We start from the raw sequence: 19,188 nt of genomic DNA, 5'->3' as shown, positions 1-19,188 counted from the left end.
ACTAGTAGGAAATAGAGGGAGGTGTGGTCGTGAGCATCGACATTCATCAGCATCTGTGGACCCGTTCGTTCGTCGAAGCGCTCCGCGGCCGGACCGCCTCTCCGTACCTCGACGGCTGGACGTTGATCCTCGACGGCGAGCCGCCCTACGAGGTCGACCCCGCCGACCACGAGAACCGGGACGTCACCGGGCTGGAGCTGGCCCTGGTCTCGCTGTCCAGCCCGCTCGGCATCGAGTTCCTGCCTCCGGAGGAGGCGTGGCCACTGCTCGACGCCTATCACGAGGGCGCGCTCGCGCTGCCCGAGCCGTTCGGCGCGTGGGCCTCGACCTGCCACAGCGAGCCCGACCCCGAGCGCCTGGCCAAGGACCTCGACCGCGGGTTCGCCGGGCTGCAGATCCCGGCGACGGCCCTGCCCGACGACCGCCTGCTGGACGTGCTCACGGAGCGGGACCTGCCGCTGTTCATCCATCCGGGCCCGGCCGCGGCCGAGCCCGGCACGCCGTCCTGGTGGCCCGCGCTGGTGCCCTACGTCCAGCAGATGCACGCGTCCTGGCACTACTTCCACGCGGTCGTCAGGCCGCGCCACCCCCGGCTGCGCGTGTGCTTCGCGCTGCTGGCCGGGCTGGCCCCGCTCCACTCGGAGCGACTGATCGCGAGGGGCGGCACGGGCCGGGGCCTGGTGGACCCCGGCTGCTTCGTGGAGACCTCCTCATACGGCCCGCGCGCGATCGACGCGATCGTCCGCGAGCTCGGCGTCGACGTCGTCGTCAACGGCTCCGACGCCCCCTATGCCACCGCACCCGACCCGGGCCTCGGCGAGGCAGCCGCCCACGCCATCCGGGTCACCAATCCCCGTCGTCTACTCAGCCGAAAGGAGACCCGTAAGTGAGCGAGCAAATCCTCGAACACACCGGCACGAATCAAACCCAGGACGGGGGTGCCTGTGCTCGGCTCCCGGAGCGCACACTGGACCGGCGTGAGCTGCGCGAGCTGGTGAACGAGCTGGCCGCCAACCCGGCCGAGTGGCGGGAGCAGGTGGAGTTCCCCGCCGACGGCGGTCGGCACTACGCCTCGCTCTACCGTGACGCGTACGTCGACGTCTGGCTCCTGTGCTGGCGGCCCGAGGACGACACGGGCTGGCACGACCACGACATCTCCTCCGGCGCGGTCCACGTGGTGCAGGGCGCGCTGGCCGAATGCAATCCGCGCATCGGCGGCGAGCACCTGGAGACCGTGGTGACGGAGGGCCAGTCGTTCTCGTTCGGCCCGGACCACATCCACCGGCTCAACGGGGCCGTGGACAACAGCGTCTCGATCCACGCCTACTCGCCGCCGCTGTGGCGGCTGGGCCAGTACTCCATCGACGACACCGGCGTCATGCGCCGCGTCTCGGTCAGCTACGCCGACGAGCTGCGTCCCATGGACGACGCCGTGGTGGTCTAGGAACGGTGTGCTGAGGGCCTGAGCACGCAGCAGCTCGCGCAGGGCTCCACGTCGGGCAGCGCGATCCACAAGCAGCAGGTCCGGCGGAAGTAGCCGTCGTCGGCGGGCTCGATCAGCCCGTCGACCGGCTTGCCGATCTCGGCCAGCAGCGCCATGTAGTCACCCGTCACGAACTGCGTCAACGGGTGGGCGAACGCCTCCGCGGTCGAACCCCAGAGCGTCCGCTCACCCACCTTGACCATCCGGCTGATCACCCGTACGAGCGGCTCCTGCGACTCGGCCAGCGCGTCCCTGATCGGCGCGGCGCCGGACCCCCAGCTCACGCGCGTGGCCGCGATCGTCACGCCCGCCCCGGACACCTTGAAGTACGTGTCGGCCAGCCGCATGATCGGCACCCGCCCGTCGAGCGCCCAGCCGAGCGCCATCGGCATCGTGTGCCAGTAGCCGTAGGTCTTCCAGAACAGCGCGGCGCCGACGTGGCGAGGGGCGTTCCAGCGCGCCGCCGTCTCCTCGACCAGCTCCCCCAGCAGTGTGTACGGCGGCCGCAGCAGCTCCGAGGCGGCCGTCCAGGTCTCGTCGGGCTCGATGACCAGGCCCGGTTCGACCCCGATCACCCCGCCGCGCCCGTCGGCCAGACGCTGGAGCGCCTCGGTCAGCACGTGAGTCCCTCCGCTACAGGTAAGCCTTGCCCAACGTAGCAGGACGCCCGGCGAACCAGCCGGCCAGCAACTGCGCCCCCAGCACGCCGAGCCCCGCCAGCAAGGGCACCGTCCACCCGCCGGACACCTGCCTGAGCAGCCCGAACAGCACCGGCCCCAGCGCGGCCACCGCGTACCCCACCGACTGCGCGACCGACGAGAGCGCGGTCACCGACGCCGGGTCGGGCGCACGCAGCGCGATCAGCAGCAGCGCCAGCGCGAACGAGGCGCCCTGCCCGATGCCGAGCACGACCATCCACAGCCACGGCGCGGCGACCGGGGCCAGCAGCATGCCGAGGTATCCGGCCACGGTCATCAGCCCGGCCCCGATCACGAACGGCACCTGCGACGGCCGCCGCCCGGCCAGGATCGGCACGGCGAGCGTGGTGCCCACCTGGACCAGGTTCGTCACGCTGAGCAGGTAGCCGCCCTGGTCGGCGGGCAGCCCGGCGTCGTGGAAGATCGTCGGCAGCCAGGCCAGCATCACGTAGAAGGTGAACGACTGCAGGCCCATCAACGCGGTCACGTACCAGGTCACCCGGCTGCGCAGCACCATCCCGAACGGCCGCGGCCCGTTCTGCGGCCCCGCCTGCCCGCGCAGCGTCTGGGGCAGCCACAGTAACGCGGCCAGTAGCGCGGGTACGGCCATCAGCGCCGACACGCCGCGCCAACCGTAGCCCGTGGCGTGCTCGACGGGGATCACCAGCGCCGATGCGGTCGCGGCGCCGCCCGCGATCGCGGAGCTGTAGACGCCGGTCATCAGGCTGATCCGGTCGGGGAAGTACTGCTTGGTGATGCCGGGCATGGCCACGTTCATCACGGCGATGGCGATGGCCGCGATCGCCGCGCCCGCGTACAGGGTGGGGACGCCGTCGAGGCCGCGCAGCACCACGCCGGCGGCCAGCACGAGGAGCCCGGCGAGTAACGTACGATCCAGCCCGATCCGGCGCGCGAGCAGCGGCGCGATCGGCCCGAACACGCCCAGGCAGACCACCATGACCGTGGTGATCCCGCCGCCGCCGGCGGGCGTGAGGCCGACGTCCTTCATAGTCTCGTCGAGGAGCGGGGAGATCCCGGCGATCGCGGGCCGCAGGTTCAGCGCGGCCAGCACGAACCCGGCGACGAGCAGTGCGGATCTCAGCGACATAGAACCCCTACTCTCGCATAACGCCCTGACAACGTTGTCTGGCCGTCCTACTTGGGAAAGGATCCAAGAGTGAGACCGACGATGAAGGACGTCGCCTTGGCCGCCGGCGTGGCGCTCAAGACGGTCTCGCGCGTCGTGAACGGCGAGCCGGGCGTCAATCCGGCGACGGCCGAACGGGTGCGTGAGGCCATCGAGCGGCTGGGCTACAGCCGCAACGAGAGCGCCCGAGTGCTGCGCAGGGGCCGCACCTCGACCGTCGGGCTGGTCATCGAGGACGTCGCCGACCCGTTCTACGCGGGGCTGAGCCGGGCGGTCGAGGACGTGGTCATCGTTGAGGGCTGCCTGCTGCTGAGCGGCTCGTCCGGCGAGAAGCCGGCCAGGGAGCGGGAGCTGGTGCGCACGTTCTGCGCCCGCCGGGTCGACGGTCTGATCGTGGTGCCCGCCGGTGACGACCACTCCTACCTGCGTCCCGAGCTCGACGCCGGGACGCCCGCGGTGTTCGTGGACCGGCCGCCCGGGCCCGGGCTGGACGTCGACACCGTGCTCAGCGACAACGCGGGCGGCGCCAGGGAGGCCGTCGGCCACCTCCTGGCGCACGGCCACCGCCGGATCGCCATGCTCGGCGACCATCCGTCGATCTTCACCGCGGCCGAACGGCTGGCGGGTTACCGCTCGGCCCTCGGCCCGCTCTTCGACCCCCGGCTGGTGGCGATGCGCGCCCCCACGCCCGAGACGGTCCGTACGGACCTGGAACGCATGCTGGCACTCGACTCGCCGCCGACCGCCCTGTTCACCGGCAACGGCCGTCTCACCGTGACCGCGCTGCGGGCGCTCGGCGGGCGGCGGATGGGGCTGGTCGGGTTCGACGACTTCGAACTGGCCGACCTGCTGACGCCCGGGGTGACGGTGGTGGCACAGGACCCGGCCGGGATGGGACGGGTGGCCGCCGAACTGCTGTTCCGCCGCCTGGCCGGGGACGGCGGGCCGGCGGAGCACGTCCAGCTACCGGTGCGCCTCATCCCCCGGGGCTCGGGCGAACTGTCTCCGTGACCTCTGGGGCGACATCGGGACGAACGTCTCCTGCGAAAGGACGGACGGAGGTGAGGCCGGTGTCCGGGCGTAGTACGCCGGACAGGGCCAGGGCGACGAGGACGCCCGCGAGGCCCGCCGCGGCGATGGCCGGTCCCGGGCCGATCGCCTCGCCCAGGGCGCCGATCGCCGCCGCGCCGATCGCCTGCCCGGTCATCAGGCCGGCCGACAGCAGCCCGAACGCCTGCCCGCGCACCTCCTCCGGCACCGACTCGACGAAGCGCCGCTGCAACCCGAGCTGGTAGGCCACGCCGACGGCGGCCACGGCAGCGATCACCGCCGCCCACGCCACGCCGGGCGCCGCCAGGAAGGCCAGCCACGGCAGCCCGATCAGCACCGCCAGCGGCAGCGACAACCGCTCCCTGAGCGCCGGAGCCGCGAACCGCCCCACACCGAACTCACCGACCGCCATCCCACCAGCCGCCAACGCCAGCACCACCCCCGCCTGCCCCTGCCCACCCAGATAGGGCACGATCATCGCCTCGGCCCCCGCCAGGCACATACACGGCAACCAACTCGCCAACATCAGCCCCCGCACCCGCCGATCGACCAGCAGCAACCGATTCACCCGCAACGTCACCCGCACAGCCCCACCCCGCACCACACTCCCAACCGCCTCCGGAGCAGCCGTGCCTCGGGCGGGCCGGTACGGCAGGCCGTACCGCAGCACCAAAGCGGCCACCACCGAGAGCGCCGCCGTGACCGCCAGCGCCCCGCGCGGCCCCGCCATCGCCAGGAAGGCGCCCCCGACGGCGAGCCCCACGATCTGGGCGCTCGCCGACGTGACCCCCATCAGCGACCGGGCCAGCACGAACGCGTCCCCAGGCAGCACGTCAGGCAGCAACGCACTCCGCGCCGCCCCGAACACCGGCGAGAACAGCCCCGTCACCAGCACCAGCCCGAGCATCACCGGCACCGGCAACCCGGCGAAGGCCAGCAGCAGGCAGACCACCACCCTGACCAGTTCCCCCACGACCATCACCGCCCGAGGCGGCAACCGGTCGGCCAGGGAGAGCAGGAACATCCCGCCCACGATGTACGGCAGCCACCCGGCCATGTACGCCGCGGCCGAGAGCCCGGGCGACCCCGTCTCCGCGTACACCAGCACCGACAGCGCCAGCATCTTGATCGAGTCACCGGAGATCAGCAGCGCGAAGCTGCCGAACAGCACCCGGAACTCCCGCACCGCGAACACCTGCCCGAAGGTGGCTCCACGCTCCGTCAACCCGCACCCCCACGTAGAAAGGGCGATCCCGGAGGGAGGTCTCGGGACCGCCGGACACGATGCTGCGGGAACACTCCCGGCAGAGGCGACACTTTCGGATATAAACGAAAGGTGTTCAGGATCGAGGTCACGCCGCAGGACGTGGTGGCCAGCAGGTTCGCCATCTCGCCGCTGATCGAGACCATGCACGCGCAGTGGGTGATCGAAGGCCGCACCGCGGCGGGCGCGCATCGGCGCTGGGCGGACAGGTGGCGCGAACCATACAAAGAGCTCGTCGGCCGCCACCCGGCCCTGCGCGCCCTGGCGGCGATCACCGGCAACAAGGGCAGCGGCAACGTCGACTTCATCGCCCCGCCACCCGCCGGGATGAGCGTGCCGTTCGAGATCGAGCTGGCCGCCATGCGCACGACGCCGGTCGGGCAGGCGCACGCCGAGATCGCCGCGGTCCTGGCCTGCCGGCCGCCCGTGCCGGAGTGGACCAGGGCGCTGCTGCTCGGCCCCGGCGTCGTCCAGGTGCTGGCCGACGCCTACGAGGCGCTGTGGACGGAGATCCTGTCCAAGGAGTGGCCGCGCTTCCAGGCGATCCTGGAACGCGACGTGGTGCAGCGGGCGGGCCGGCTGGCGGCGTACGGCTGGGCGGCGGCGCTCGACGACCTGAGCGAGCAGGTCCGGTGGCACGGCGACGGGTACATCGAGGTCCGGATGGGCAAGGGCGAGGAGCTGCACCGGCTGGGCGGCAAGGGGCTGTTGTTCCTGCCGTCGGCGTTCGTGCCCGCCGTGGGCGCCTACCTGGAGGACGCGTGGCCGTACGCGCTCACGTACCCGGCCCGTGGCACGGCCGCCGAGCCGCCCGCGACCGGAGCGGACCTGGCGGTGCTGATCGGCCGCACCCGCGCCCGCATCCTCGCCGAACTCGCCGTGCCCGCCACCACCACCCACCTCGCCGCCCTGCTCGGGCACAGCCTCGGCACCACAGGCGGCCACCTGGCCGCCCTGCGCGGCACCGGCCTCATCACGGGCACCCGCACAGGCCGCACCGTCCTGTACGCCCGCACCGCACTCGGCGACGCGCTCGTCACCGGAAACACCGGCCAGGGGCCGTGATGTCCGCCTGCGCCGTAACGACGTGCCCACCCGTCCAACGGATGCGGCCGATTTTTGTTCGACGGACTCGTTGGCCGCTCGGCCGGAGAGTGCGAAGGTATAGTCACATCCGTCCAGCACAAGTGTTCAGGCTGAGGGAGTGCGTGCATGAAGGCCGCCGAGGACGCGCCGGAGGCGCAGGCCCGTTTCCCGCACGATCTGATGTACGCGGCAGCGACGCAGTACTACCTCGACGACGCCACCCAAGCCGACATCGCCAAGCGGCTGGGCGTCAGCAGGGCGACCGTGAGCCGGCTGCTCACCGAGGCCCGCAGGCAGGGCATCGTCGAGATCAGGGTGCACCGGCCCGCCACCCTTGAGGAAGGGCCCCTGGCCGCCGAGGTGGCCGAGGCGCTGCAGTTGAAGCGCGTGCACCTGGTCCCCAAGGTCAGCGGCCCGGCGCTGGGTCCCTGGCTGGCCCCCGGGCTGGCCCGCGCCCTGGCCGGGGTCGGGCTGGAGTCGGGCGACGTGGTGCTGGTCTCGTCCGGCAGCACGGTGTACGAGTGCGCGCGCGAGGGCCTCGGGCAGTTCCCCGGCGTCACGATCGCGCCGGCCGTGGGCGGCCAGGAGGAGCCGCAGCCGTGGTTCCAGACCAACGAGACCACCCGCATCCTGGCCGAACGCGTCAGCGGCGTGCCCAGCTACCTGTACGCGCCCGCGCTGCCGGGGCCCGAACTGTTCTACTCCCTCCAGCACGAGCCGTCGGTGCGCAAGGTCATGGACCTGTGGGCGCACGCCAAGTGCGCCATCGTCGGCGTCGGCTCCGCGCCGCTGATGCGGCAGGTCGTGCCCGCGTTCATGCCGCGTGACGCGGAGAGCCTGCGCGAGGCCGTGGGCGACGTCTGCATGCGCGTGTACAACCGCGCGGGAGAGCCGGTCTCCTACCCGGGCAGCGAGCGCCTGGTGGCCCCCGGCCTGCACGAACTACGCCGCATCCCGTCGTCGATCGCGGTCGCGGTGGGCGCCGAGAAGGTGCTGTCCATCATCGCGGGCGCCCGGGGCGGCTACTTCAACCAGTTGGTCACCGACGTCCTGACCGCCGAAGGACTCCTCGCGGCGGCCCGGCGTTCCTGACGAACACCCCACAAACGGCAGGCGACCGGCAGACGCCCAGTTCTTGACCAAACCCAGGCGAAGGCCCTGAACATTTTTGCTGGACAATTATTCTGAACTCGCGCTAGCGTGAGCCGCACCACAGGACGTGGCCGGTTGTGAGCGGCATGTCTCCCGTGGCGTTTCGGGGGAGCGACGCGATCAGCGAGTCCGTGAGGACGTAGTGAGTGAGGAAAGAACCCGTGAAGAGAGTTCAGATGCGGACCTCCGCGTTCGCCGCGGTTGTCGTCATCGCAGGGTCGGCGCTGGCCGCCTGCGGCTCCGGTTCCACCGGCGGTGACACCGGCTCCAGCAGCAGCAACAGCGGTGGCGGCGCGGAGAACGCCAAGGTGGCCTTCCTCATGCCCGACCTCGCCTCCACCAGGTACGAGCTGGCCGACAAGCCGCTCTTCGAGGCCAAGATGAAGCAGCTCTGCCCGAGCTGCACGGTCATCTACCAGAACGCCGACTCCGACGCCGCCAAGCAGCAGCAACAGGCCAACTCGGCGATGGCTCAGGGCGTCAAGGCCATCGTGATCGACCCGGTCGACTCGGCCGCCGCGGCCACGATCGTCAAGACGGCGCAGTCACAGAAGATCCCGGTCATCGCCTACGACCGGCCGGTCCCGGCCACGCCCGCCGACTACTACATCTCGTTCGACAACGAGAAGATCGGCAACATGATCGCCCAGTCCCTGGTCGACCACCTCAAGAAGGAGAACGCCAAGGGCGGCATCCTGGAGGTCAACGGCTCGCCCACGGACGCGGCGGCCGGCCTGATCAAGAAGGGCATCCACAGCGCGATCGACCCGAGCGGCTTCAAGCTGCTGGCCGAGTACGACACCCCCGACTGGCAGCCGGAGAAGGCGCAGACCTGGGTCAGCGGCCAGATCACGCAGTTCAAGGACCAGATCGTCGGCGTGGTCGCGGCCAACGACGGCACCGGCGGCGGCGCGATCGCCGCGTTCAAGGCGGCCGGTGTGAAGGTGCCGCCGGTCACGGGCAACGACGCCGAGCTGGCCGCCGCCCAGCGGATCATCGCGGGCGACCAGTACAACACGATCTCCAAGCCGATCAAGATCGTGGCGGAGGCGTCGGCCGACGTCGCCTACCAGTTCATGCAGGGCCAGAAGCCCGCCGGCAAGACCACGCTCTACAACACGCCCTCACAGCTGTTCGTCCCCACGGTCGTGACCAAGGAGAACATCAATGAGGTGCTGTTCCAGAGCGGCATCATGAAGGCCGCCGACGCGTGCACCGCCGAGTACGCCAAGGGCTGCGCCGAACTCGGCGTCAAGTAAGGCTCATCGAGTAGGGCGAGGGAGGAGCCGTCTTGTCGCCTACAGAGCAAGCGGACAGCGTTCTGTCCCTGCGGGGGATCAGCAAGACGTTCGGAGCGGTCGCCGCGCTGACCGACATCGAGCTCGATGTCGCGGAAGGGCAGGTCATGGCCATCGTCGGCGACAACGGCGCGGGCAAGTCGACGCTGGTCAAGATCCTGTCGGGGGTGCACCCGCCCGATTCGGGAACGATCACGTTCGAGTCGCGGGAGGTCGAGATCCCGACGCCGGCGGCGGCGCACAAGCTCGGCATCGCCACCGTGTTCCAGGACCTCGCGCTGTGCGAGAACCTCAACGTGATCCAGAACCTGTTCCTGGGTCAGGAGGTCCGCCCGCTCCGGCTGAACGACGTGGCGATGGAGACCCGCTCCTGGGAGCTGCTCCGCCAGCTCTCGGCGAAGATCCCCAGCGTCCGCGTGCCGGTCGCCGCGCTCTCCGGCGGCCAGCGGCAGACGGTGGCCATCGCCAGGTCGCTGCTCGGCGACCCCAAGGTGATCATCCTCGACGAGCCGACCGCCGCCCTGGGCGTCGCCCAGACGGCGGAGGTGCTCAACCTGGTCGAGCGGCTCCGCGAGAACGGCCTCGGCGTCATCATGATCAGCCACAACATGGCCGACGTGCAGGCCGTGGCCGACACCGTGGCGGTGCTCCGGCTCGGCCGCAACAACGGGGTGTTCGACGTGGGCGCGGTCTCCACCGAAGAGATCATCGCCGCCATCACCGGCGCCACCGACAATGCGGTCTCCCAGCGCCAGGCGCGCCGCAAGGAAGGGCTCCCCTCATGAACAGCACGCTCACCACGGATCGCCAGGACGAGCGGCTGAGCGGGCGCGAAGGGCTGCGCGGCGCGATCGCCGACGTGGTCGAGCGGGCCCGCGGCGGCGACCTCGGCGTGATCCCCGTCGTGGTGGGGCTCATCGTCATCTGGACGGTGCTGCAGATCCTCAACCCGATCTTCCTGTCCAGCGCGAACCTGGTGAACCTCACGCTGGAGTCGGCCGCGGTCGGCATCATCGCGCTGGGCATCGTCTGCGTGCTGCTGGTCGGCCAGATCGACCTGTCGGTCGGCTCGGTCAGCGGCCTGGCGGGAGCCGTGCTCGCCGTCCTGTTCGTCAGCAACGGGCTGCCGGTGTGGCTGGCCATCCTGGCCGCGGTCATCATGGGCGCGGTGATCGGCTGGCTGTACGCGCAGTTGTTCAACCGGTTCGGGGTGCCGAGTTTCGTCATCACGATGGCCGGGCTGCTGGCCTTCCTCGGGCTGCAGCTCTACGTGCTGGGCAGCAAGGGCTCGATCAACCTGCCGTTCGACTCGGCCCTGGTGAACTTCGCGCAGCTCGACTTCGTGCCGCCGTGGCTGTCGTACTGCTTCGCGGTGATCGCGGCCATCTGGCTGTTCGCCAGCGGCTACCTGCACGCCCAGGAGCGGCGGCGCGCCGGGCTGTCGTCCAGGAGCCTGTCCACGCTGATCATCAGGAGCGTGGCGCTGCTGGCCGTGCTGGCCTTCGTGGTCTACTACCTCGGGCAGACCCGCGGCGTGGGCTGGATGTTCGTCTTCTTCGTGGCCCTCGTGCTGATCATGCACTACATGCTGTCGCGTACCAAGTGGGGCCGGGCCGTCTACGCGGTCGGCGGCAACGTGGAGGCCGCGCGCCGGGCGGGCATCAACGTCAAGGCCGTCTACACCTCGGTCTTCGTGCTCTGCTCGTCGTTCGCGGCGGTGGGCGGCATCCTCGCCGCGGCCCGGCTGGCGGCGGCGAACCAGAGCAGCGGCGCGGGCGACGTCAACCTCAACGCCATCGCCGCGGCCGTGATCGGCGGGACGAGCCTGTTCGGCGGGCGCGGCACCGCCTTCGGCGCGCTGCTCGGCATCATCGTCATCCAGTCGATCTCCAGCGGGCTGACGCTGCTCAACCTCGACTCCTCCATCCGGTTCATGGTCACGGGCATCGTCCTGCTGCTCGCGGTGGTCGTCGACTCGATCGCCCGCAAGTCGCGGACCTCCCACGGACGAGCCTGATGGCGGTCATCTGCGTCGACGCGGGGACCACGGTCATCAAGGCAGTGGGCTACGACGAGACGGGCGCCGAGGCGGCCGTCGTCCGGCACGCCACCAGCGTCTCCCGGCCCGCCCCTGGCCAGGCCGAGCAGGACATGGACTCCGTCTGGGAGGCGGTCGCGCACACGGTCCGCGGCGTCGCCGCCCAGCTCGGCTCCGCGCCCGACTTCCTCGCCGTGACCGCCCAGGGCGACGGCTGCTGGCTGGTCGACGCGTCGGGCCGGCCCACCGGTCCGGCGATCCTGTGGAACGACGGCCGGGCCGCCGCGACGGTCGACGGCTGGAACCGCTCGGGCCTGGCCGCCGACGCCTTCCGCGTCAACGGCTCCTCCGCCGCCTCCGGGCTCCCCCACGCGATCCTGACCTGGCTGAACGAGCACGACCCCGACCGGCTGGCCCGCTCGGCCGCCAACCTGTCGTGCGGCGGCTGGATCTTCTCCCGGATGACCGGAGAGTTCGCCGCCGACGAGTCCGACGGCTCGGCCCCCTTCATGGACCTGCGCACCCGCGCCTACTCCCCTGCCCTGCTGGCCATGTTCGGCCTGGAATGGGCCGAACACCTGCTGCCCGAGCTCCGCGACGACACCCGCCGGGTGGGCGGGCTGACGCGCGAGGCCGCCGAACTGCTCGGGCTGCCCGCCGGGACGCCGGTCGTGATGGCGCCCTACGACATCGCCGCCACCGCGCTCGGCGCCGGCACCGTGGGCGCCGGCCAGGCGTGCAGCATCCTGGGCACCACCCTCTGCACGGAGACCGTCGTCGAGCGGCCCGACCTGGACGGCGAGCCCGTCGGCATCACGATCGCGATGCCCGGCGGCTACCTGCGCGCCTTCCCCACCTTCGCCGGGACCGAGGTCCTCCAGTGGGCCTGCCGCCTGCTCGGCCTGGACGGCCCGGCCGAGCTGGGCGAGCTCGCCGCCACCGGTCCGCCGGGCGCGGGCGGGCTGTCGTTCCAGCCGTACTTCTCCCCCGCCGGCGAGCGCGCGCCGTTCTCCGATCCGCTGGCCCGAGGCGCCTTCCTCGGCCTGTCCTTCGAGCACGGGCGCGAGCACGTCGCCCGCGCCGTGCTCGAAGGACTCACGCTCGTCATCCAGGACTGCCTGGCCGCCTCCGGTGACCGGCCGCACGAGCTGCGGGTGTGCGGCGGCGGCTCGGCCAGCGCGCTCTGGCTGCGGATGATCTCCGACGTCACCGGCCTGCCGGTCCTCAGATCGGCCGACGCCGAGGTCGGCGCCCGGGGTGCCTACCTGGTCGGCCTGGTCGCCACCGGCGCGGCCACGAGCGTCGAGTCCGCGGCGAGCCGGTACGTACGGCTACGCGACGCCGTACGCCCCGAGCCCGGCGCGTACGACACCGCCTACCGGGACTTCCTGGCCCTGCGCGAGACCAGCGCCCGATCGTGGCCGCTGCTCGCGGAGATGCGAGGTCGTACATGAGCGTCTGGATCGGGGTGGACCTGGGCACGCAGAGCGTCCGGGCGATGGCCGTCACGGACGGCGGTGAGCTGCTCGGCTCGGCCAGCAGGCCGCTGACCAGCCACCGTGACGGGCCCCGGCACGAGCAGGACCCGGAGCAGTGGTGGCGCGAGCTCGCCGCCGCCACCACCGAGGCGCTGCGCGACGTGCCGCCGGAGCGGATCCGCGGGGTCGCCGTGGCCGCGACCTCCGGCACGATCCTGCTCACCGGCCCTGACGGGCAGGCGCTGACCCCCGGGCTGATGTACGACGACCGGCGGGCGACGGCCGAGGTGGAGCGGGTCAACGCGGTCGGGGCGGCCGTCTGGGAACGGCTGGGCTACCAGCGCATGCAGGCCAACTGGGCGCTCCCCAAGCTGCTGTGGCTGCTGCGTGACGCCCCGCCCGGTGCGCGGCCGGCCCATCAGAACGACTTCGTGAACCGGCGCCTGGTCGGGCGTGCGGTGGCCACCGACCTGGGCAACGCGCTCAAGACCGGCGTGGACCTGATCGACGAGCGGTGGCCGTACGACGTGTTAGACGCGCTGGGCGTGCCCACCGGGACGCTGCCCGACGTCGTACGCCCGGGCACCACGCTCGGCACGGTCTGCGCCGAGGCGGCCGCGATCACCGGCATCCCGGCCGGCACCCCGGTGATCGCCGGGACCACGGACGGGTGCGCGGCGCAGCTCGGCGCGGGAGCCATGACGCCAGGGAGCTGGAACTCCGTCATGGGCACCACCCTCGTGCTCAAGGGCGTGACCAGAGAGCTGATCCACGACCCGCTGGGCGTGGTCTACTCGCACCGCGCGCCGGACGGCTCGTGGCTGCCGGGCGGCGCGTCGAGCACGGGCGCGGGGGTGCTGACCCGCGAGTTCGCGGGCCGCGACCTCGACGCGCTCAGCGCCCAGGCCGCCACCCGCTTCAGCCGCACCGCCGCCCTCGCCACCACCGGCCGTGCCACCCCCGGGACCACCGGGACCACCGGCGAGCTGGCCGTCACCTATCCGCTCGTGTCGCGCGGAGAACGGTTCCCGTTCGTCGCCCCCGAGGCCGAGGGGTTCACGCTCGGTCATCCCGCCGACGACGTCGAGCGCTACGTGGCGATCCTGCGCGGCGCGGCGTTCGTCGAGCGGCTCTGCTTCGACTACCTCGACCTGCTGGGTGCCCCGGTGGACGGCGAGATCGTGCTGACCGGCGGGGCCACCAAGAGCGCCTACTGGACCCAGCTACGCGCCGACGTCCTGGGGCGTCCCGTCACGCTGCGGGAGAACGCCGAGCCCGCGCTCGGCATGGCCGTACTCGCGGCGGGAGACACGGGCGACCCGGCCCGGATGATCCGCACCCGCGAGGTCGTGGACCCCGCCGGGCCCCGCCTGGACGAGGCCTATCTACGCTTTGTCGCCGAACTGGAAGGACGCGGCTGGCTGCCCGGGAGCGCCGCCGGCCACGCCCGTGAGAGGACCGCACCATGACCGACATCGCACTGGTGCGCCACGGCGAGTCCGTCTGGCACGCCGAGAACCGTTACGCCGGGCTCAGCGACATCGAGCTGACCCCGCGCGGCCACGACCAGGCCGGGCAGCTGGCCTCCTGGGCCGGCCGGGCCGGGCTGTCGGCCGTCTGGGCGTCCACGCTGAGCCGGGCGCGGCTCACCGCCGCCGCCAGCGCCAAGACGGCGGGCGTCGAGCTGCGGATGGACGACCGGCTGCGGGAGCTCGACTTCGGCCAGGGCGAGGGGTTGACCGCCGCGGAGATGCGCGAACGGTTCCCCGAGGCCCGTGCCGCCTTCGAGGCCGACCCCGCCGCGAGCCCGCTGCCGGGCGGCGAGGACCCGAAGCTGGCGGCCGACCGGTTCACCGAGTGCCTGCGGGACATCGCCGCGGCCCATCCGGACGGCCGGGTGATGGTCGTCGCGCACACGACCGTCATCAGGATCGCGCTGTGCCGGCTCATGGGCGTGCCGCTGGGTGAGTACCGGCGGCTCTTCCCGCGCCTGGACAACTGTGCCATCACAGAGATCCGCCCGCGGGACGGCCAGGTGGCGATCCTGCGGTACAACTCCCCGATTGGAGCTCTTCGTTGACCATCCGAGTCCTCGCCGCCGGCGACCACTTCGTCCAGAACCGCCTCTTCATCGACGCCATCAGGCGCGAGGTTCCCGGTGACGTGGAGATCCGCGAGCTCACGCTGCCGTGGCCGGAGGTGCCGTTCGGCCGGGTGGGCGAGGTCGATGAGGCGTCCGACGTGGAGGACGAGCTGATCGAGGCGCTGCGCGGTGTCGAGGTCTGCGTGACCCAGATGGCCCCCCTGACGAAGCGGGTGCTGGACGCGTGCCCGGAGCTCAAGCTGTTCTGTGTGAGCCGGGGCGGCCCGGTCAACGCCAACCTGGACGCGGCCTCCGAGGCCGGGGTCGCGGTCACGTTCGCGCCGGGACGCAACGCCGTGGCCACCGCCGAGCACACGCTGGCCATGCTCCTGGCCGCCACCCGCCGCATCCCCCAGACGCACGCCGACCTGGCGGGAGGCGTCTGGCGGGGCGACTACTACACCTATGACAACGTCGGGCCCGAGCTGGAGGGCTCCACGGCGGGCCTGATCGGCTACGGCGCGATCGGCCGCCGGGTGGCCCGCATGCTGGAGGGCTTCGGGGCGGAGGTCCTGGTCTACGACCCATACGTGGAAATTTCAGGACAGGTGGAGTTGGCTGAGCTGCTCGAACGCTCCCGGTTCCTCTCCCTGCACGCGCGGGCCACGCCCGAGACCATCGGCATGATCGGCGCACCGCAGATCGCCGCGATGCCCGCCGGGTCCGTCATCGTCAACTGCGCGCGCGGCTCGCTGCTCGACTACGACGCCCTGTGCGACGCGCTGGACTCGGGCCACCTGTTCGGCGCCGCGACGGACGTCTTCCCCGAGGAGCCCATCCCGGCGGGGTCGCGGCTCCTCACGACCCCGAACCTGATCATGACCCCCCACCTGGCCGGCGCCAGCAAGGAGACGGCCATGAACGCCGCCACGATCGTCGCCGGGGACGTGGCCCGCTACGTCCGCAAGGAGCCCCTCAAGCACTGGGCGAACCCGGCCGCGCTCATCCCTTGAGCGCGCCGGCCATCAGCCCGCGCATGAAGAACCGGCCGAGCAACACGTAGATCAGCATCGTCGGCACCGACGCCAGGATGGCCGCCGCCATCTGCTGGCTGTACGGGGTGGCCTGGGCGCCGGCGATGTTGTTGAGCATCACGGTCGTCGGCCAGCTCGTCGGCCCGGTGAGGAAGACGGCGAACAGGAAGTCGTTCCACATCGAGGTGAACTGCCAGATGATCACCACCGCGATCGCCGGCGTGGACACCGGCAGCACCACCGACCAGTACGTGCGCAGCATCCCCGCGCCGTCCACCCGCGACGCCTCGATGAGCTCGTCGGGGATGGTGACGTAGTAGTTGCGGAAGATCAGCGTGCAGATCGGGATGCCGTAGACCACGTGCGCCAGCGTCAACCCCGGAATACCGCCGTAGAAGACACCCTGCAGCCCGGTCAGCTCGTTGAGGTTCACCAAGAGCTGCACCAGCGGAATCATCACGCCCTGGTACGGGATGAACATGCCGAACAGGAACAGCGTGAACAGCAGGTCCGCACCCGGGAAACGCCATTTCGACAGCACGTAGCCGTTCAGGGAGCCGAGCACGCAGGACAGCAACGAGCCCGGCACGGCCAGCAGGACGGAGTTCCACAGGCCGGGGGCCAGCTTCTCCCACGCCACGCGCCACGCCTCGAAGGTCCAGGTCCGCGGCAGGTTCCACGCCTGGCCCGGATCCGCCTCGGTGAGCGGCTTGAAGCTGGTGACCAGGAGGACGTAGATCGGGATCAGGAAGATCACCACGAAGGCGATCAGCAGGGCGAGGCGCACCCCGGAGGACACCCGTTTGCGCCCGATGACCGCGGTCATGAACGCCTCTCCTTACGTACGGACCAGATCAGGTACGGGATGACGAAGATGGCCACGCTGAGCACGATGTACGAGGCGATCGTGGCGCCCTTGGCCGGATCGTGGGAGTCGAACACCGCCACCCACATGAACACGGCGGGCACGTCGGTGATGATCTGCTTGCCCGACACCGCCACGATCAGGTCGAACACCTTGAGCGAGATGTGCCCGAGGATGATCAGCGCCGACAGCGTCACAGGCCGGAGCATCGGCAGCACGACGTACCGGTAGACACCCCACTCGTTGCACCCGTCGACACGCGCCGCCTCGCGCAGCTCCTCCGGCACGCCGCGGAACCCCGCCAGGAACAGTGCCATGACATATCCGGACATTTGCCAGACTGCCGGGAGGGCCATCGCGGCCATCCCCCAGTCCGGATCCCGGAACCACTGCCACTGCGGCAGCCCGATCCAGTCGAACAGCCGGTTCAGCCCGACCGCCCGCTGCTCCATCCCCGAGTTCATCAGCCACCGCCACACGATGCCGGTCGCGACGAACGAGATGGCCATCGGGAACAGGTAGATGGCCCGGAACGTCCCCTCGCCCCTGATCCCCTTCTCCATGAGAAACGCCAGGAACCAGCCGAGCACCAGCGCACCCAGCACGAACACGAGCGTGAACATGATCGTGTGCTGCACCGAGAGGTGCCATCGAGGCAGGTCCCAGATGTCGATGAAGTTCTTCAGCCCGACGAACTTGCCCTCGGACACCTCGTCGTGCTTGTCGGTCATGGCCAGCCGGAAGTTCCAGCCCAGCATGCCGTACACGAACACGCCGATCGCGACGATGGACGGCGTGACGAGGAGTAACCCAGGCAGCCAGGTGCGTGCCCGCCTCACAACATCCCCTCCAAGAAGTACGGCAGGCGCGAACGCCTGCCGTACCCAGGTGACTGAACTTACTGCGCGTTGGCCGTCGCGGCGTCCGCGAGCCCCTTCTGCAGGGCCGCGACGTCCTTGCTGCCGATGAACAGGCCGACCGCCTCGGTGATCGAGGCCAGCCACGGCTGGTTCACCGACACGCCGTGCTGGATGGAGCCGGCCAGCTTGTTGCTCGACCAGTCCTTCAGCGCGTCCGCCAGGTAGTCGGTGTAGAGCGACTGGTCGGCGTCCTTGCGGGCGGGGATGGAGCCCTTCTTCGGGTTGAAGGCGTCCTGCCCCTCCTTGCTGGCCGCGACCTTGAGCCAGGCGAGGGCCCCTTCACGGTTCTTCGCGCCCTTGGGGAGCGTGAAGCTGTCCGACAGCCACAGGTAGGTGCCCTCGGTGCCGGGAGAGGGCGCCCAGTCGAAGTCCTCCTTCGACTTCTTGCCCAGGCCGCCGTCGGGCGGGTTGTGGAAGTAGCCGTAGGCCCAGTCGCCCATGATGTTGAACGCGGCCTCGCCGTCGGCCACCTGCTTGGCCGCGGGCTGCCAGTCGTCCTGCGGGTCGCCCGCGTACGTCATGATCGTCTTGAAGCTGTCCAGCGCCTTCTTCACCTCGGGGCTGCCCCAGTTGGCGCCCGGCTTGAACAGGGCGTTGTAGGCGTCGGTGCCGAGCGAGCCGAGCAGCACGCTCTCCATGAGGTGCACCACGGTCCACTCCGAGCCGATGGACAGCGGGATCTTGCCCTTGGCCTTGACCTTGCCGAGGTCGGCGATGAACTCGTCGACCGACTTGGGCGCGGCCGCGATCCCCGCGTCCTTCAGCACCTTCGGGTTGAACCACAGCACGTTCGACCGGTGGATGTTGACCGGCACCGAGTAGATCTTGCCGTCCACGCTGATCTGGTCGATGAGCTGGGAGGGGAAGACGTCCTTCAGTTTCAGCTCGTCGTAGAGGGAGTTGAGGTCCTCCAGGTCACCCGCCTTGATGTAGCCCTGCAGCTCGGCGCCCGCGTGACCCTGGAAGGTGTCCGGCGGGGTGTCCGCCTGCAGCTTCGACTGCAGCAACGCCTTGGCCTTGTCGCCGGAGCCACCCGCGACCGCCGCGTCGAAGAAGGTGTAGTTCGGGTTCTCCTTCTCGAAGATCGCCCGCATGGCCTTCAGGCCGTCTGCCTCACCCGGCCCTGTCCACCAGGAGAACACCTCGACCTGCTTCTTCTCGCCGCCACCCGTGGCCTGCGGGCTCGCCGTTCCGCCGCTGCCGCTACCACCGCAGCCGGCCAGGCCGAGCACGCTCGCCATAGTGATGGCGACGGCCGCCAACCACCGTCGTCGCATCGCATACCGTCCCTTCGAAACCCCGAGTGGTGAAGGTTGACAACGTTGTCAGTAGGGCAATCAACCCACTTCGCACTTGGAGCCGTCAAGGCATGTGCTGATAACAGGTCCGCATACGCAGCCGACGAGCGCGCGGCGATCGGCCGGCGGTGGGCGGGCCCGAGCCCTGCGCGGCTCGAGCCCGCTGTCACGCGTCCGGAACCGGCCCCCACCCCTCCGAGGAGGCCAAGCTCCGCGTGGACACGCGACGCCCCGGCGGATCCGGCCACCACACTAAGTGGCCGATCACATGCAGAACGCTAGGCAAACGGACCG

General features: G+C 70.9%; 18 protein-coding genes. 12 read left to right on the top strand and 6 right to left on the bottom strand.

Features of this window, described 5'->3' with window-relative positions; genetic code table 11:
• Positions 1-29 precede the first annotated feature (29 nt).
• Positions 30-890 carry an amidohydrolase gene (locus AB0F17_RS14215; RefSeq protein WP_358021562.1) on the top strand — a complete coding sequence of 287 codons (861 nt, stop codon included), beginning with the start codon at positions 30-32 and terminating at the stop codon, positions 888-890.
• Positions 887-1,444: a cysteine dioxygenase family protein gene (locus AB0F17_RS14210; protein ID WP_358021559.1), complete on the top strand. Its 558-nt coding sequence runs from the start codon at positions 887-889 to the stop codon at positions 1,442-1,444. Before AB0F17_RS14215 ends, AB0F17_RS14210 begins: the two co-directional genes overlap by 4 nt.
• On the opposite strand, the gene AB0F17_RS14205 is transcribed toward AB0F17_RS14210, so the two are convergent.
• Together AB0F17_RS14205 and AB0F17_RS14200 are read right to left on the bottom strand one after the other, a co-directional pair.
• Positions 1,441-2,103: a (2Fe-2S)-binding protein gene (locus tag AB0F17_RS14205; protein WP_358021556.1), complete on the bottom strand. Its 663-nt coding sequence runs from the start codon at positions 2,101-2,103 to the stop codon at positions 1,441-1,443. The two genes, AB0F17_RS14210 and AB0F17_RS14205, sit on opposite strands and share 4 nt — an antisense overlap.
• A gap of 13 nt (positions 2,104-2,116) precedes the next feature.
• Positions 2,117-3,289: an MFS transporter gene (locus AB0F17_RS14200; protein ID WP_358021553.1), complete on the bottom strand. Its 1,173-nt coding sequence runs from the start codon at positions 3,287-3,289 to the stop codon at positions 2,117-2,119.
• Between the two features lie 81 nt (positions 3,290-3,370).
• Here AB0F17_RS14200 and AB0F17_RS14195 point away from each other — a divergent pair, with 81 nt between their 5' ends.
• Complete coding sequence (locus tag AB0F17_RS14195; protein WP_358022346.1) at positions 3,371-4,339, top strand: LacI family DNA-binding transcriptional regulator; 969 nt, start codon at positions 3,371-3,373, stop codon at positions 4,337-4,339.
• On the opposite strand, the gene AB0F17_RS14190 is transcribed toward AB0F17_RS14195, so the two are convergent.
• Entirely contained in the window at positions 4,305-5,603 is a 1,299-nt protein-coding gene (locus AB0F17_RS14190; protein ID WP_358021550.1) for an MFS transporter, read from the bottom strand. The genes AB0F17_RS14195 and AB0F17_RS14190 overlap by 35 nt on opposite strands.
• Positions 5,604-5,714: 111 nt before the next feature.
• On the opposite strand from AB0F17_RS14190, the gene AB0F17_RS14185 reads away from it, so the two are divergent.
• The 9 genes from AB0F17_RS14185 to AB0F17_RS14145 all read left to right on the top strand — a co-directional run bounded on the left by AB0F17_RS14185 (position 5,715) and on the right by AB0F17_RS14145 (position 15,790).
• On the top strand, positions 5,715-6,707 hold the full coding sequence (locus tag AB0F17_RS14185) for a winged helix-turn-helix domain-containing protein (RefSeq protein WP_358021547.1): 993 nt from the start codon (positions 5,715-5,717) through the stop codon (positions 6,705-6,707).
• Between the two features lie 147 nt (positions 6,708-6,854).
• A complete protein-coding gene (locus tag AB0F17_RS14180) occupies positions 6,855-7,820 on the top strand; it encodes a sugar-binding domain-containing protein (RefSeq protein WP_358021544.1) in 966 nt (321 codons plus the stop codon).
• 221 nt (positions 7,821-8,041) lie between these two features.
• On the top strand, positions 8,042-9,139 hold the full coding sequence (locus AB0F17_RS14175) for a sugar ABC transporter substrate-binding protein (protein WP_358021541.1): 1,098 nt from the start codon (positions 8,042-8,044) through the stop codon (positions 9,137-9,139).
• Positions 9,140-9,171: 32 nt separating this feature from the next.
• A complete protein-coding gene (locus AB0F17_RS14170) occupies positions 9,172-9,963 on the top strand; it encodes an ATP-binding cassette domain-containing protein (protein WP_358021538.1) in 792 nt (263 codons plus the stop codon).
• The gene (locus tag AB0F17_RS14165; protein ID WP_358021535.1) at positions 9,960-11,195 is read left to right on the top strand and encodes a sugar ABC transporter permease; all 1,236 of its coding nucleotides are present in this window, start codon (positions 9,960-9,962) and stop codon (positions 11,193-11,195) included. Before AB0F17_RS14170 ends, AB0F17_RS14165 begins: the two co-directional genes overlap by 4 nt.
• Entirely contained in the window at positions 11,195-12,670 is a 1,476-nt protein-coding gene (locus AB0F17_RS14160) for an FGGY-family carbohydrate kinase (protein ID WP_358021532.1), read from the top strand. Before AB0F17_RS14165 ends, AB0F17_RS14160 begins: the two co-directional genes overlap by 1 nt.
• Positions 12,667-14,163 carry an FGGY family carbohydrate kinase gene (locus AB0F17_RS14155; RefSeq protein WP_358021529.1) on the top strand — a complete coding sequence of 499 codons (1,497 nt, stop codon included), beginning with the start codon at positions 12,667-12,669 and terminating at the stop codon, positions 14,161-14,163. Before AB0F17_RS14160 ends, AB0F17_RS14155 begins: the two co-directional genes overlap by 4 nt.
• A complete protein-coding gene (locus tag AB0F17_RS14150) occupies positions 14,160-14,774 on the top strand; it encodes a histidine phosphatase family protein (RefSeq protein ID WP_358021526.1) in 615 nt (204 codons plus the stop codon). The genes AB0F17_RS14155 and AB0F17_RS14150 overlap by 4 nt, the downstream gene beginning before the upstream one ends.
• Complete coding sequence (locus AB0F17_RS14145) at positions 14,771-15,790, top strand: 2-hydroxyacid dehydrogenase (RefSeq protein WP_358021523.1); 1,020 nt, start codon at positions 14,771-14,773, stop codon at positions 15,788-15,790. The genes AB0F17_RS14150 and AB0F17_RS14145 overlap by 4 nt, the downstream gene beginning before the upstream one ends.
• Here AB0F17_RS14145 and AB0F17_RS14140 read toward each other — a convergent pair.
• Genes AB0F17_RS14140 through AB0F17_RS14130 form a run of 3 tightly spaced genes read right to left on the bottom strand, consistent with a single transcriptional unit; the run spans position 15,780 to position 18,873 of the window.
• On the bottom strand, positions 15,780-16,637 hold the full coding sequence (locus AB0F17_RS14140; RefSeq protein ID WP_358021520.1) for a carbohydrate ABC transporter permease: 858 nt from the start codon (positions 16,635-16,637) through the stop codon (positions 15,780-15,782). The two genes, AB0F17_RS14145 and AB0F17_RS14140, sit on opposite strands and share 11 nt — an antisense overlap.
• Positions 16,634-17,515, bottom strand: a complete 882-nt coding sequence (locus tag AB0F17_RS14135) for a sugar ABC transporter permease (protein ID WP_358021518.1) — start codon at positions 17,513-17,515, stop codon at positions 16,634-16,636. The genes AB0F17_RS14140 and AB0F17_RS14135 overlap by 4 nt, the downstream gene beginning before the upstream one ends.
• Positions 17,516-17,574: 59 nt before the next feature.
• On the bottom strand, positions 17,575-18,873 hold the full coding sequence (locus AB0F17_RS14130; protein ID WP_358021515.1) for an extracellular solute-binding protein: 1,299 nt from the start codon (positions 18,871-18,873) through the stop codon (positions 17,575-17,577).
• Positions 18,874-19,188: the final 315 nt, after the last annotated feature.

Origin of the sequence: Nonomuraea sp. NPDC026600 (assembly GCF_040638335.1) — a bacterium.
Lineage (GTDB): Bacteria > Actinomycetota > Actinomycetes > Streptosporangiales > Streptosporangiaceae > Nonomuraea.
Note: the sequence above shows the minus strand (reverse complement) of the source record. Positions and strands in the feature narration are given on the sequence as shown.

What these genes read in the sequence shown, in the direction of transcription:
- AB0F17_RS14180 (WP_358021544.1), top strand. Translation starts at nt 6,855, where the DNA reads ATGAAGGCCGCCGAGGACGCGCCGGAGGCGCAGGCCCGTTTCCCGCAC.
- AB0F17_RS14150 (WP_358021526.1), top strand. Translation starts at nt 14,160, where the DNA reads ATGACCGACATCGCACTGGTGCGCCACGGCGAGTCCGTCTGGCACGCC.
- AB0F17_RS14195 (WP_358022346.1), top strand. Translation starts at nt 3,371, where the DNA reads ATGAAGGACGTCGCCTTGGCCGCCGGCGTGGCGCTCAAGACGGTCTCG.
- AB0F17_RS14140 (WP_358021520.1), bottom strand. Translation starts at nt 16,637, where the DNA reads ATGACCGCGGTCATCGGGCGCAAACGGGTGTCCTCCGGGGTGCGCCTC.
- AB0F17_RS14165 (WP_358021535.1), top strand. Translation starts at nt 9,960, where the DNA reads ATGAACAGCACGCTCACCACGGATCGCCAGGACGAGCGGCTGAGCGGG.
- AB0F17_RS14130 (WP_358021515.1), bottom strand. Translation starts at nt 18,873, where the DNA reads ATGCGACGACGGTGGTTGGCGGCCGTCGCCATCACTATGGCGAGCGTG.
- AB0F17_RS14155 (WP_358021529.1), top strand. Translation starts at nt 12,667, where the DNA reads ATGAGCGTCTGGATCGGGGTGGACCTGGGCACGCAGAGCGTCCGGGCG.
- AB0F17_RS14200 (WP_358021553.1), bottom strand. Translation starts at nt 3,289, where the DNA reads ATGTCGCTGAGATCCGCACTGCTCGTCGCCGGGTTCGTGCTGGCCGCG.
- AB0F17_RS14160 (WP_358021532.1), top strand. Translation starts at nt 11,195, where the DNA reads ATGGCGGTCATCTGCGTCGACGCGGGGACCACGGTCATCAAGGCAGTG.